This window comes from Rhizobium sp. 62_C5_N11_2 (assembly GCF_051811185.1).
GTDB classification, from domain to species: domain Bacteria; phylum Pseudomonadota; class Alphaproteobacteria; order Rhizobiales; family Rhizobiaceae; genus Rhizobium; species Rhizobium leguminosarum.
This window is the reverse complement of sequence record NZ_JBPWPW010000001.1, coordinates 2,457,755-2,471,081: the sequence shown is the minus strand read 5'-3', so window position 1 is coordinate 2,471,081 and position 13,327 is coordinate 2,457,755. Positions and strand designations below refer to the sequence as shown.

At 61.7% G+C, this 13,327-nt stretch carries 14 protein-coding genes; 10 read left to right on the top strand and 4 right to left on the bottom strand.

The features are described 5' to 3' along the window. The first annotated feature begins 87 nt into the window (after window positions 1-87). Window positions 88-1,272: a DUF1501 domain-containing protein gene (locus AB8B31_RS12465; protein WP_018447215.1), complete on the top strand. Its 1,185-nt coding sequence runs from the start codon at window positions 88-90 to the stop codon at window positions 1,270-1,272. A gap of 101 nt (window positions 1,273-1,373) precedes the next feature. Here AB8B31_RS12465 and AB8B31_RS12460 read toward each other — a convergent pair whose 3' ends face one another. Beyond that, window positions 1,374-2,363 (bottom strand): aldo/keto reductase, encoded by a 990-nt coding sequence (locus AB8B31_RS12460; RefSeq protein WP_047621041.1) that lies wholly within the window; start codon window positions 2,361-2,363, stop codon window positions 1,374-1,376. 159 nt (window positions 2,364-2,522) lie between these two features. Between AB8B31_RS12460 and AB8B31_RS12455 the strand changes: the two genes are divergently transcribed. The 5 genes from AB8B31_RS12455 to AB8B31_RS12435 all read left to right on the top strand — a co-directional run bounded on the left by AB8B31_RS12455 (window position 2,523) and on the right by AB8B31_RS12435 (window position 6,429). Beyond that, window positions 2,523-3,422: a LysR family transcriptional regulator gene (locus AB8B31_RS12455; protein ID WP_018447217.1), complete on the top strand. Its 900-nt coding sequence runs from the start codon at window positions 2,523-2,525 to the stop codon at window positions 3,420-3,422. 141 nt (window positions 3,423-3,563) lie between these two features. After that, window positions 3,564-4,652 carry an alpha/beta hydrolase gene (locus tag AB8B31_RS12450; protein ID WP_047621039.1) on the top strand — a complete coding sequence of 363 codons (1,089 nt, stop codon included), beginning with the start codon at window positions 3,564-3,566 and terminating at the stop codon, window positions 4,650-4,652. A 74-nt stretch (window positions 4,653-4,726) separates the two neighbouring features. Next, on the top strand, window positions 4,727-5,143 hold the full coding sequence (locus tag AB8B31_RS12445; protein ID WP_197728261.1) for a carboxymuconolactone decarboxylase family protein: 417 nt from the start codon (window positions 4,727-4,729) through the stop codon (window positions 5,141-5,143). Between the two features lie 71 nt (window positions 5,144-5,214). Continuing rightward, window positions 5,215-5,697: a cytochrome P460 family protein gene (locus AB8B31_RS12440; RefSeq protein WP_113541966.1), complete on the top strand. Its 483-nt coding sequence runs from the start codon at window positions 5,215-5,217 to the stop codon at window positions 5,695-5,697. A 33-nt stretch (window positions 5,698-5,730) separates the two neighbouring features. After that, on the top strand, window positions 5,731-6,429 hold the full coding sequence (locus tag AB8B31_RS12435; protein ID WP_131604858.1) for a DUF4405 domain-containing protein: 699 nt from the start codon (window positions 5,731-5,733) through the stop codon (window positions 6,427-6,429). A gap of 122 nt (window positions 6,430-6,551) precedes the next feature. Here the strand turns inward: AB8B31_RS12435 and AB8B31_RS12430 are convergent, their stop codons facing one another. Together AB8B31_RS12430 and AB8B31_RS12425 are read right to left on the bottom strand one after the other, a co-directional pair. After that, window positions 6,552-7,139: a hypothetical protein gene (locus AB8B31_RS12430; protein WP_018447223.1), complete on the bottom strand. Its 588-nt coding sequence runs from the start codon at window positions 7,137-7,139 to the stop codon at window positions 6,552-6,554. Window positions 7,140-7,158: 19 nt separating this feature from the next. Further along, a complete protein-coding gene (locus AB8B31_RS12425) occupies window positions 7,159-7,545 on the bottom strand; it encodes an acyl-CoA thioesterase (protein ID WP_003560314.1) in 387 nt (128 codons plus the stop codon). 290 nt (window positions 7,546-7,835) lie between these two features. Here AB8B31_RS12425 and AB8B31_RS12420 point away from each other — a divergent pair, with 290 nt between their 5' ends. From AB8B31_RS12420 to AB8B31_RS12405, 4 genes are all read left to right on the top strand, one after another. Continuing rightward, window positions 7,836-9,653, top strand: coding sequence for a methyl-accepting chemotaxis protein (locus AB8B31_RS12420; RefSeq protein ID WP_130652607.1), 1,818 nt, complete (start codon window positions 7,836-7,838; stop codon window positions 9,651-9,653). Window positions 9,654-9,804: 151 nt separating this feature from the next. Then, window positions 9,805-11,121: an extensin-like domain-containing protein gene (locus AB8B31_RS12415; RefSeq protein ID WP_027684088.1), complete on the top strand. Its 1,317-nt coding sequence runs from the start codon at window positions 9,805-9,807 to the stop codon at window positions 11,119-11,121. A gap of 136 nt (window positions 11,122-11,257) precedes the next feature. Then, window positions 11,258-11,605 carry a CAP-Gly domain protein gene (locus AB8B31_RS12410; protein ID WP_130652606.1) on the top strand — a complete coding sequence of 116 codons (348 nt, stop codon included), beginning with the start codon at window positions 11,258-11,260 and terminating at the stop codon, window positions 11,603-11,605. A gap of 123 nt (window positions 11,606-11,728) precedes the next feature. Beyond that, window positions 11,729-12,349, top strand: a complete 621-nt coding sequence (locus AB8B31_RS12405) for a hypothetical protein (RefSeq protein ID WP_018242479.1) — start codon at window positions 11,729-11,731, stop codon at window positions 12,347-12,349. Between the two features lie 25 nt (window positions 12,350-12,374). Here AB8B31_RS12405 and AB8B31_RS12400 read toward each other — a convergent pair whose 3' ends face one another. Beyond that, the gene (locus AB8B31_RS12400; protein WP_130652605.1) at window positions 12,375-13,172 is read right to left on the bottom strand and encodes a class I SAM-dependent methyltransferase; all 798 of its coding nucleotides are present in this window, start codon (window positions 13,170-13,172) and stop codon (window positions 12,375-12,377) included. Window positions 13,173-13,327 lie beyond the last annotated feature (155 nt).

The window sequence follows — 13,327 nt, the reverse complement described above, 5'->3', positions numbered from 1 at the left end:
CGTCTGCTTAGCTTTTTGGTTTTGTCGCAGGTTCTGGCCGGAAAACCGTTGGACACTTTTCCGGAACCTGCTTAGGAGGCCCCGCCCATGACGCTGCCCACGAACCGGATTTCGCTGTCCCGCCGCGGCTTTCTGACCTCTGCCTGCTGTCTTGCCGCCGCCCCCATCTTCACGCCGGTCACTTTCGCGGCGATGCCGGGTGACAACCGTTTCGTCACCATCGTGCTGCGCGGCGCGATGGACGGGCTGGATCTTGTGCAGCCCTATGGCGATGCCGGCTTTGCGGCGCTCAGGCCGACACTGGCGCTGACGCCCGATACCGGGCTTCTCGATCTCGATGGCCATTTTGGCCTCAATCCAGCGGCCGCCGAGCTGATGCCCCTGTGGAAGATCCGGGAGCTCGCCTTCGTGCATGCGGTGTCGACGCCCTACCGCGACCAGCGCAGCCATTTCGACGGGCAGGACATGCTGGAATCCGGTGGCGAGCATGTCGCCGAGGAAAAGACCGGCTGGCTGAACCGGGCGCTCGCCGTCATTCCGCGCTCGGATGCGCGCAAGGCGATCGACATCAACACTTCGACGGAGCTGATCCTCTCCGGACCCAACAATGTCGATGTCTGGGCGTCGGATTCCAATCTGGCGCCGGCGCGCGACGAAATGCAGTTCCTGGCGCGGCTCTATGCCGGCGATCCGCCGTTCGCCGAAGCGCTTGCCGAGGCGACGCGGGCCGACAGCGCCTCGATGATGGTCGAGCCGGAGGGGCAGCGCGGCGCCAAGATCGCCGATGTGGCGGCGCTCGCCGGCAACATGCTGAAGGGCGATTACCGCATCGCCAGCTTCTCGATCAGCGGCTGGGACACGCATATCGGCCAGGCCGGCCAGTTCAAGCGGCCGGTGCAGGACCTTTCGCAGGCGATCAATACGTTGAAGACCACGCTCGGGCCTGAGATCTGGGCAAAGACGCTGGTGCTTGCCATGACGGAGTTCGGCCGCACCGTGCGCCAGAACGGCTCAGGCGGCACCGACCACGGCACCGGCGGCTGCGCGCTGCTTGCCGGCGGCGCCATCAACGGCGGCCGCATCCTCGGCCGTTGGCCGGGCATCGGCGACGGCCAGTTGCTCGACGACCGCGACCTGATGCCGACCGCCGACGTGCGCGAGCTCGCCGCGGCGATGCTCTACCGGCAGTTCGATGTGTCTGCCGATGATTTGACGGGGAAGATCTTCCCGGGACTGGGGTTCGACAAGGGATCGCAGTTTCTGCGGGGGTGAGGCCCGATCTCGCAAAGCGTGAGCGATCGATCCAGTGAATCGATCGCAGGGCCGAACGCCCTGAGCCCAAGCGAAAGGGCGGGCGGCATCGGCGACAAGCCTTATCGGCCGGTCATCTTCAGTGCTGCCTCGGGAAGCCGCTCGCCTTGGACCTCGATGCCGGAGAGGGCTGCGTCGATCTCGGCGAGGTCGTCGGCGAGCAGGTCGACGTCTACCGCCCCGAGATTCTCTTCCAGCCGATGCTGCTTCGTTGTTCCCGGGATCGGAACAATCCATGGCTTTTGGGCCAGCAGCCAGGAGAGGGCGATCTGTGCGGGTGTTGCGCCCTTGCGATCGCCGATCCGCCTGATCAGGTCGACGAGCGCAAGATTGGCCTTGCGCGCCTCAGGTGAAAAGCGTGGCACGATGTTGCGGAAATCGCTCGCATCGAACTTGGTGTTCTCGTCGATCTTGCCGGTCAGGAAGCCTGCGCCGAGCGGGCTGAAGGGCACGAAACCGATGCCGAGTTCCTGAAGGGCGGGCAGCAGTTCCGCTTCGGGGCCGCGCCAGAAGAGCGAATATTCGCTCTGGACGCCAGTCACTTTCTGAACGGCATGGGCGCGGCGGACTGTCTGAACGCCGGCTTCGGAAAGGCCGAAATGTTTGACCTTGCCGGCCGCGATCAGGTCCTTGACGGCGCCCGCCACGTCTTCGATCGGCACGTCGGGATCGACGCGGTGCTGGTAGAACAGGTCGATGCGATCCGTCTTCAGTCGGCGCAGCGAGGCATCGGCAACCGCCTTGACATGATCGGGGCGGCTGTTCGTGCCGCCGCGGCGTTCACCGGTTTGCTGATCGATATCGAAGCCAAATTTGGTGGCGATGACCACCTGGTCGCGGATCGGTGCGAGGGCCTTGCCGACAAGCTCTTCATTGGCAAAAGGGCCATAGGCTTCGGCCGTGTCGAAGAAGGTCACGCCCTGCTCATGGGCGGTGCGCATCAATCTGATCATGTCGCCTTCGTCGGCGGGCGGGCCGTAGGCGACGCTCATGCTCATGCAGCCGAGGCCGAGTGCCGAGACTTGGAGATCGCCGATATTGCGTATTTTCATGGTCGTATCCGCGCTTGTTTTGCGAGGCGAAGGCGAAGAAGCGTCATCGGACGCAGCGGCTGCCCCAGGTCTCGCAGTTGAGTTGACGTGAACTTAGTCCTCGTGTCAGCTTTCGTTTAGATGCTGTAATGCGCATGGACCTATAAGGCGGACTAATGAATGCCCCAGGACAACAATTTCAACGAACTCGTCGCCTTTCTCACCGTCGCCAGGGAACGGAGCTTCACCAGGGCCGCCGCCAAGCTCGGCGTGTCGCAATCGGCGTTGAGCCAGACGGTGCGTGGCCTCGAAGAGAAGCTGGGGCTTCGCCTCTTGACCCGCACGACCAGAAGCGTGTCGCCGACACAGGCAGGGGAACGTCTGCTGGAACGGGTTGGACCGAGATTTGAGGAAATCCAGTTCGAGATCGCCGCCTTGAGCGAAATGCGTGAGCGGCCGGCTGGCACCATTCGCCTCACGGCGGGCGAGCATCCTGCGATTTCCGTTCTCGCCCCGGCATTGGCGCGATTTCTTCCTGATAATCCCGATATCAATGTCGAGGTGATCGTCGACTACGGCCTGACCGATATCGTCGCGGAGCGTTACGACGCCGGCATCCGGCTCGGCGAGCATTTGGCAAAGGACATGATCGCGGTCCGGATCGGTCCCGAGGTATGCATGGCAGTCGTTGGGGCGCCCTCCTATTTCGACCACCATCCGCGCCCTGATGTCCCGCAAGATTTGACGGCTCACAACTGCATCAATATGCGGCTGCCGACGCACGGGACGATATATCCCTGGGAGTTCGAGAAGGACGGACGTGAACTGCGCGTCCGTGTCGAGGGCCAAATGGTGTTCAATAACATCGCCATGCGGATCGGCGCCGTGCTGGACGGGCTGGGACTGGCCTACATGCCCGAGGACCAGGTTCAGTCCTACATTGAAGACGGGCGGCTGATTCGGGTTCTGGAGGACTGGTGCCAACCCTTCCCTGGATACCATCTCTACTATCCGAACAGGCGGCATGCATCTCCCGCCTTCACCCTGTTCGTCGATGCGCTCCGTTATAGAGGAAAGTAATGCCGATTTTATTCCATCACGGCTTATCAACAGCTCGTGATTAATTAGTCTGCCTAATAGACCCTAGCTGTCCGAGGCGTCTAATCCTTTCGGTCCGATGCCGTTACCTTCTCGCCATCTGAAACGAAGCGAGAAGCCTACATGCGATATGGATTGTCCAACACCCTGGCCGCATTGCTGCTTGCCTCAGCGCAGCTTGCCGCGCCATTGGCGACGGCTGCCGATGCGGTAAAGCCTGAGCCATTGGTCATCCAGGAGCAGGGCAGCTTTGCCGTCGGAGGAACCAGCACAACGGCGCCCGGAACCTTCGACCCGCTGAAACCTCTCGATCCCGCAGGGCAGACCTATCACGGCGATCATGCCTTTGCCTTCTATCAGGTGCCGGCAAACCCGCGTCAGTACCCGATCGTGATGTGGCACGGTGCCGGACAATTCTCCAAGACCTGGGAGACGACGCCCGACGGCCGCGAAGGCTTCCAGAACATCTTCCTGCGTCGAGGTTTCTCCACCTATCTCGTCGACCAGCCGCGCCGGGGCGGGGCGGGACGGAGCATGGCCGAGACAACAGTGAAGCCGACGCCAGACGAGCAGCTCTGGTTCAACCAGTTCCGTGTCGGCATCTGGCCGAACTATTTCGACGGCGTGCAATTCTCCCGTGATCCGGAAGCGCTGAACCAGTATTTTCGCGCGATGACGCCGAACACCGGGCCGTTCGACATGGACGTCGTGTCGAATGCGGTGGCAAAGCTGTTCGAGAAAATCGGTCCCGGCATTCTTTTCACTCACTCGCAGGGCGGCGGACCGGGCTGGCTAACGGCCATCAAGAACGACAGGGTTAAAGCCATCATCGCCTTCGAACCCGGCAGCAGCTTTGTGTTTCCGGCAGGCGAGGTCCCTGCCGATATGCCGAGCGCCTTCGACACGCTGAAGGGCGTGCCGGTGCCGATGGACGACTTTCTCAAACTGACGAAGATCCCGATCGTCATCTACTACGGCGACAACATTCCCGACCAGCCGACAACGATGCCGGCGCAGGACAGCTGGCGGGTGCGCCTGGCAATGGCGCGTCTGTGGCGCGACACGGTGAACAGGCATGGCGGCGATGTCACCGTCGTGCACCTTCCCGAGATCGGCATCCGCGGCAACACCCACTTCGCGTTCTCCGACTTGAACAACGTAGAGATCGCCGATCTGGTCTCGACGTTCCTCCGCGAGAAGAAACTCGACTGAACGCGCTGCCGCGAAGGTGAAGGATTTCTTCGCGAGGCATCTCGTCTGATCCTGGAAACCATGAGGTGAAGACCATGAAACAACTGTTGGGAAACCTGATGCTGTCGGCCAGCATGATGCTGGCCGTTCTGCCGGGCGCCGTCAGTGCTCAGACACCGGCAGAAGGGGACGACAAGTCACGGCGCTCACGCGCCCAGCAGCTGATGGGCGCGACCGCGCCGAAGCTGGCTGAACTGACCGACGACGTCCTCTATTGCGACATATGGGAGCGCCCGCAGCTGTCGAAGCGGGATCGCAGCCTGGTCACTGTTGCCGCGCTGATCGCTATGAACCGGCCCGACCAGCTCAGATCCCATCTTGCCATGGCCCGCCAGAACGGTGTGACCGAGGACGAGCTGATCGAGACGATCACCCACCTTGCCTTCTACGCCGGCTGGCCGAATGCGGTCTCGGCCGTTGCCGTCGCGAAAGACGTGTTCGGACGTGAATGAGACGAGCGGCCTTCCGCTTTTGCCGAAGCCGGTCGCCCGAATCTTCCGCACAAAACCAGGAAAAGACATCCATGCGTCATCTCATCAAGCGCATTTCCATTCTCTTTGCCATGGCCGGCGCCGTAGTTCTGGTCGGTTGGAAGGTCGACGCCGAGCCGAACCGGACGACGCTGCCCGAATTGGCAGGCCTTGTTCACTACACGACCGTCAGGCGCGGCAACGTGACCGAGCACATCATGACGACGAATGAAGCGATCCAGGCGGTGAAGAACGGGCAACCTGTTCCAGACGGTACGCACTTCGTGCTGGTCGATTACCGCGATGGGGAAGTCTATCGCACCTTCGTCATGGAAAAGGGTTCCGGCTGGGGCGGCGATTATGACGAAGATCGTCGCACTGGCGACTGGCAGTTCCAATGGTTCAAGCCGGACGGCAGCGTCAACATGGCCGAGAACACGGCGCGGTGTCAGTCCTGTCATTCGTCCAGGGCCGACGAAGACTTCCTCTACACTCTCGACGCTCTCAAGGAATTTGACGGAGCCGTCATTGACTAGGCCGGATCGAACCCCTGGCGAGGGCGTCGCATCGTGAGTCCTTTTTTCGTGATCCGCCTCGTGCTCGACTTCACCGCGGCCGGACTACTTTTTGTCGCGCTCGCCTACTGGTGGCTCGACAACACCACGCATGAATTGATCGGCACGGGTATGTTCATTCTTCTCGTCTCGCACAACGTCTTCAACAGACGCTGGTGGGCGAGGCTTCCGAAGGCGGCGCGCGGCAGGCCGAGTTTTCTGACAATCGCTTCGAATATCTCGATCGCCTTGGCGATATCAGCATTGCTGGTGACCAGCATGCCGATTTCCCGCACGGTATTTGCTTTCCTTCCCTTGAGCGGTGGGCCGACGGCGCGCGAAATTCACATCCTCGCGGCCTATTGGGCGTTCATCCTCGCAGCCGTCCATCTTGGCCTTCACTGGTCGATGATCATGGTGGTCACTGGGAAGCTCTTACGGGTTGGGCCGCCAAACGCGATCCGGACCGCATGCCTTCGTGCCGTTGCGGGCGCAATTGCGGCATACGGCATTCACAGCATATTCGTCATGGGAATCGGAGACCGGCTCATGGCCCGGCCGTCGATCGATTTCTGGGACTTCCAGGAGTCCACGATCGCGTTCTTTTTGCATCACATCGCGATACTGGGGGCGTGTGCATGTGCTGCTTACTATGCGGCTGTCTGGCTTCGATGGGCAGGTGCGATGCGTCGGGTGACGGATGCCGGCCAGTGATGTTTGTGACGGCTGTGGGGATATGGAGTTTGCGGCTGCCCGGCCCTTCGCTTGGGCTCTGGGCGTTCGACCTTGCAATCGATTCACTGGATCGATTGCCCCGCGCTTCGCGGGACCACGTCTCACCCAAGAACATCATAGAGGCGGAAGATGAAGCTTATCTGGTAGATCAGGTTGGCGATGACGAAGGTGGCGTGGAAGCGGCGGTTGGGAGTCCAGGCGGCGATGGTGCAGAGGATGATGTAGACAATGTTGCGCGCGGGATATTCCCAGCCGAGAGAGAGGATGCGTTCATGACCTTTGATCGCCGTATCGAGAATATCGACGGCGTAGGTCAGGCCGAGGATGCCGAAGAACCATTTGCGCCGGGAAATGAAATATTCTTCGTAGCCGCCATATTCGTCGAGCGAGGCAGGAAAGAGCAGGGCGCAGAGCAGGAAGAACAGGCTGCAGAAGCAGATCAGGAAGAGATAGATGCCGAAGCCGATGGCCGGCACGGCCTGCAAGCGATATTCCCACCACCAGATATGGATGATGAACAGGAACATCGACAGCGCCCAGCCGAGATGGATGGGGTAGACCTTGGCCTTGGCTGGATGCTGGACGATGCCGGCAACGCCGGTCAGCACCCTGGCGAGCGAAAGGCTGATGACCATGCCCATCACCACCTTGATGTGAAGGAAGACCTCCGGCGAACTGACCGTTTCCATGTTGTCGATCCCCGGCCTGTCACTCCTCGGGGACTTGCTTGGGCTTGCCCTCTTCGTCGAGCGCCACCATGATGAAGGTGCCGGCCGTCACTTTTTCCATTTTGGCATAACGGGCGCGGTTCGCCCAGGCTTCGACGCAGAGCGTGATCGAGGTGCGGCCGACGCGCTCGATATCGGTATAGACAGACAGCGTATCGCCGATCTTGACCGGCAGCTCGAAAGCCATCTCCTTGACGGCGGCAGTGACGACACGGCCCCTGGCGCGCTCAGTGGCGCGGATGCCGGAGGCAAGGTCCATCTGCGCCATGACCCAGCCGCCGAAGATATCGCCAGCCGGATTGGCATCACCGGGCATCGCAAGTGTGCGCAGCGTCAGTTCGCCTCTCGGCTTGGCGGCATCGGTCATCAAGTTTTCTCCATCTGGGTGCGGCGTCGGGCCGGCGATTCACTGGAGAGCACCCTAGTGCAAAGGCCGTGGGCTGTAAAAGACAGCAATGCCGGGTGCTAGAGGCAGCCGGCGGGAAAAATGTTGCCGCCTTTGCCGATTGAAATTTCATTCGATTTCAAATGGTTGAATTTTACGGCTGTCACCTGACCTTACGTTATTTAATGGCCTTCTAATTAAGCTTTACGCTCCAGTAATTCCGGCAATTCAGAATGCGATCGATCTCAAATACAAGAATCGCCGGGAACCTCATGCGCAACGTCAAGATTTCCACCCGTCTCTACTGCCTCGTCGGATTCACGCTTGCCGTGCTTGCGGCGACGATGGTCTTCTTTCTGAACTATTCTTATTCCGAGCTGGAAGCGGAGCGGAAGGCGGGGCTGGCGCAAATGGATGCGACGGCGCTCGGCATCTTCGACAAATATTACAAGATGGAACAGGCGGGCACGATGACCCGCGAACAGGCGCAGGCGGCCGCCAAGGACGTGATCGGCGCGATGCGCTACGGCGCCGACGGTTATTTCTGGATCAACGACATGCGTCCCACCATGGTGATGCACCCGATCAAGCCGCAGCTGAACGGCACCGATATCTCCCAGATGAAGGATCCGACGGGCAAGTTCCTGTTCGTTGAGTTCGTCAACAAGGTGAAGAAGGACGGCAAGGGCTTCGTCGATTATCTTTGGCCGAAGCCGGGCGCCGACCAGCCGGTGCTGAAGTATTCCTATGTCGCCGGTTTCGAGCCCTGGGGCTGGATCGTCGGCACCGGTGTCTATGCGGATGATCTTGCCGCGCTCTATCGCCAGAATGCGATGTGGGCCGCAGTGCTCTGCCTGCTTGGCGCCGCCGCCACGATCGCGATCGCCTATGCCATCGTGCGCAGCGTCACGGCGCCGATCGCCCGGCTGAAGGCAGCGATGAACGCGATTGCCGCCGAAGAAGCATCGGTGGAGATCGCCGGCAGTGACCGTCGCGATGAGATCGGCCAGATGGCCAAGGTGCTGCTGGTGCTGCGCGACTCCGTCGATGAGCGTAGCGCGCTGCGCGGGCGGGAAGACGATAGGCAGCGGCAGATCGAGGAAGAGCGTCGCGGCAACGAGGCAAGTCTGCGTTCGGCGTCCGAGCGGCAAACTCTAGCGATGCAGGCGCTCGGCGTCGGCCTGGAGAAGCTTGCGGGCGGTGACCTGACGGTTGCGATCGGCGATATCGGCGAGGATTACGCCAAGCTGAGGGGCGATTTCAACGCCGCTGTCGATGCACTGAACGGCGTGATCCATGCGATCGCCGAATCGAGCCATGTGGTCAACGAAAGCGCTTCCGACATCAGCGAGGCGACCGGCAACCTGTCGAAGCGCACGGAGCAGCAGGCGGCCGCACTCGAAGAGACGGCGGCAGCGCTCGACGAGATCACCGCGACGGTCAAGACGGCATCCGAACGGGCGAACGAGGCGCGCGAGATGGTGGCCGAGACCAAGGCAAGTGCCGGAAAATCCGGCGAGATCGTCCGCAATGCGGTGACGGCGATGGGCCGGATCGAGGATTCCTCCAACCGCATTGGTCAGATCATCTCGGTCATCGACGAGATCGCCTTCCAGACGAATCTTCTGGCGCTGAATGCGGGCGTCGAGGCCGCACGCGCCGGCGAAGCGGGCCGCGGCTTTGCGGTCGTTGCGCAAGAGGTACGCGAACTCGCCCAGCGTTCGGCCAATGCGGCCAAGGAGATCAAGGAACTGATCAGCCGATCGGCGACGGAAGTCGAGGGCGGTGTGGCGCTGGTGCGCTCGACGGGCGAAGCGCTGCTGGAAATCGAGGCGCTGGTCAATCAGGTCAACGACCACGTCGCCTCGATCGCCACTGCGGCACGCGAGCAGTCGACCGGGCTGAACGAGATCAACGGTTCCGTCAACCATATGGACCAGATGACCCAGCAGAATGCCGCGATGGTCGAGCAGACGACGGCGGCGAGCCGCACGCTCGCAGACGAGAGCACCCAGCTGAAGACGCTGCTTGCGAATTTCCGCCTGCGCGGGGAGCAGTCAGCAGTCACCCGATACACACGGGCTGCGTGAGGAAACGGAGAGATCAAGGGCCGGGAAACCGGCCTTTTTCATTTCCGTCGCCTTCAGATTGTGCCGGTAAGTTTTCATTCACCGTTTTTAATTAAAATTAGAGTGAGTTTTTTCGGTCACTGCCCAGCCAGCCTGCGGAAGCGATAAGAGTATGGCGTTTGTTTCCTTTCCTCGGCGAACCCTTTTGCCCGTTATCCTCTCGGCGGCGCTGACGACCTGTTCGATCAGCGACGGACTGGTGCCGCCGGCCAATGTCGACAACGGCACCAGGGTCAGCTCGATCTCGCCCGCGCGGGCGCCAGCGGCGCGCATGGCGCCCTCGGTCCGAATGGCACCTGTGGAAAGTCAGGCCTCCTATCCAGTTTCCAGCGCGCCCGTCGGCAATAGCCAGGGCTCCGTCGATTACCTCGACACGCCGAACCTTGCCGGTACCGGCCACGCTGCACGAGCCGCTCCGCCGCAAACCGCACCGGGGCGCAAGCTGCCGATGATCGACAGCGACGAGGCGCTGGCGCAGCAGAACCAGAACTGGGGCGGCACGCAGGATCTTGCGATCCCATCCGGCGGCGTCAACATGGATGATGAGCTCGGAGCCGAGCCGGTCGTCGGGCTGGCGCAGGAACAACAGCAGCAGATCGCCGAGGGCAATGCCACCGAGCCTGTTGTCGACGGCATCGGCACCGACAATCCGACGCAGCTCAACCAGCCCATGCGCCAGCCCGCGCAGCAACCAATGCCGCAGCCGGCTGCGCAGACGCAGATGAGCCGGGCGCCCGCCTGGAACGACGGCAGCCCGGTGGTGGCGCCGACCCGTGTTCCCGAAGAGGACGAGAGCGAAGAGGTCGCGATGCTGCGGCCGAACAATCCGATGATGAGCGAGCCGGCGGCACCCGTCGATCCCAGCGTCATGCCATCGTCCGAGCTTGCCTGCCGGCGCGAGCTGAAGCGCATGGGCGTGCTCTTCGACGACAAGCCGCCGATTTCGAACGGCCCGGCCTGCCAGGTGCCTTATCCGGTGTCGCTGAAGGGGCTTTCCGGCAATATCGGCGTCCGCCCGGCTGTAACGCTGAACTGCCAGGTGACGCTCGCCTTCGCCAAATGGGTCAAGAACGAACTGGCACCGTCCGCCCGCTACCGTTACTGGTCCGGCATCAAGACGATCCAGCCGCTCGGCGGCTATTCCTGCCGGCGCATGAACAACAGCCGGCAGAAATACAATCCGATGTCGGAACACGCCCGCGGCAACGCCATCGACGTCGGCAAGTTCGTGCTGAAGAACGGCCACGAGATCGACGTGCGCAAGAAGGGCCTGTTCTCGCTGCGCGAGGGGCGGCTGCTGAAGGCGGTGCGCAGCGACAGCTGCCGCTATTTCAACACCGTGCTGGGGCCTGGCAGCAACCCGGAGCACTGGAACCACTTCCACTTCGATCTTCGCTCCCGCAAAAGCGGCAAGGCCTATTGCGACTGATGCATGTCCTCCTGAACCATGCGGCGGATGCTGATGTTGCGGCCGCAATTGGGCCGGCTGGCAGAAAACGGTTCATCCCCGCCGCAGGGCACGCTATAGATCGGCCAGGCGGATTGCCGTTTCGAGAGTTTGATCCATGAGCTATGATTTCCACGTCGGCCAGAAGGTCGTCTGCATCAACGATACCTTCAAGCATGTCAGCATCGACCAGCTCATCCGCAAAGGCGAGATCTATACGATCCGCTGGGTGGGCGAATATACCCATTATATCGACGGCACCTTCATCGGGGTGAAGCTTGCGGAAATCAATCGCGGCAATGACGACGGGCCGGAGGGTTATGGTGCTGCCGACATGCCCTATCGCGCGACGCGCTTCCGGCCGTTGGTGAAGGACAAGATCGGATCGCTGCGCAAACTTCTGGCCCCGACGCCCGATGCGCCGGTGGAACCGAAGGAAAAAATCAGGAAGAGAGAGAAGGTCTGAGCGCCGCTCGGCGACATCGGCATTTTCCCGACTTTATGCGCGCGACATCAACGCCGTGATGACGCGATTGTGCCTTCAGGGTGCCTGTGCAACAGTCCGCGTCGGACATGTTGAGGAGGGGCCGTGAGACCGATTTCGAGAATTCTGGCGCTTTGCGCCGCCATCGCCATCATGATCTCGGCAGCGGGGGCGGCGTCAGCCGATCCGCTGGTTTTCAACTATCATGGATGGCAGGTCGATCTCACCAACGCCAAGGGCGCGGAGCCCGACCGGGAGATGGTCGCGGCCGTCAAGCGGCAGCTCGACATTGTCGAGCATGTCGATCTTAAACCCGATGTTCTCACCTTCATGCGCACGATCAGGATCTGGGCCAACCCAGCCGCCGCAAAAGCCGGGCCCGGCCATTACAGCAGCAAGACCGGCATCGACCTGCGCGTCAAAAGTCTTGCGCCCGACAAGCCGATCATCCTGCATGAACTTCTGCATGCCTACCACGACCGGATGCTTCCGGGCGGATTCGACAATCCCGATGTCAAGCAATTCTTCGATATCGGCCGGCGGGTCTGGCCGGGCGATTCCTACATGATGAGCAATGGTCACGAGTTCTTCGCGGTCACGGCCAGCGTCTACCTGTTCGGTGACATCGATCGGCCGCCTTATTCGCGCAGCCAGCTGCGAGAGCAGCAGCCGCGATACTACCAGTGGCTCGCCACGCTGTTCGACGACGGCCGGCCGCGCTCGTAACGTCGCAGCAGATGCAGTGATCGGATCAGGCCGTCTTCCTGCTCAAGAACAGCGCAGTTTCCTTGCGGACCTCAAGCACGCCGTTGCACTGCCTGAACGCATCGGCAATGGCTTGACGGAACCTGGTGAGCTGCAGTTCGCCGGCGCCATCGCCGGGTGGATAGGAGGTGAGCGCCAGGAATACATCCTCGGGCTCGGTGATCCGCAGGCTTGCCGGATGCTGCGACATGCTCACGTTTCCAAATTGCGACCGCATCAATCGTTCGGCAGCGTCATATCCGAAGGCTTCGGCAGCCGGATCGGATGGGGCACTGCCGAATATCGTCGTTAGCTCGTAGATCTCGCGCATATTGCCGGCGCCGTTGGTTGTGACCGCGAGTAAGCCGCCTGGTTTCAGCACTCTTGACATGTCCGTGATGCCGGCGGCCGGGTTGGGCAGGTGATAGAGCATATGCATCGCGACCACGGCATCGAACACGCCATCTTCGAAGGGGAGTGCGGCTGCGTCGGCTTGGCAACCCCGGACGGAGCCGAATGGCAGGGCGCTGCAACGCGCCACCGCCTCGTCGACCATGCCTTGTGAAAGGTCGGCGAGCGTCAGGTCAAGATTCTCCGGCAGCAGACCTGCCGTTGCTGCCCAGAACCAGGCCGGCCCGCAGCCGACGTCGAGGACACGAGCGCCTGGCTTCAGGGACAACCGCGCCGCAACCCATGGAAACCAGGCCGTCTCGGCGATGGTGTATTGGCTATGCAGTCGAGCCCGCGCGGCGAGCTTCCGGCTGTCGCCATACTGTCCCGCATTGTCTGCTGTTATGGAGGACATGTCATCTCTCCGGGCTTTTCATGGACGTCACCTCGCGCTTGCCGGCAGAACCTATAGAGGGCTCTGTTCCCGGGCAAGACGTGACTTTGCTCAGCGGGTAGGTCTGCTCGCGCAGCTGCCGTCGAGGATTGCCTTGATGCGATGAGTTTGTCGGA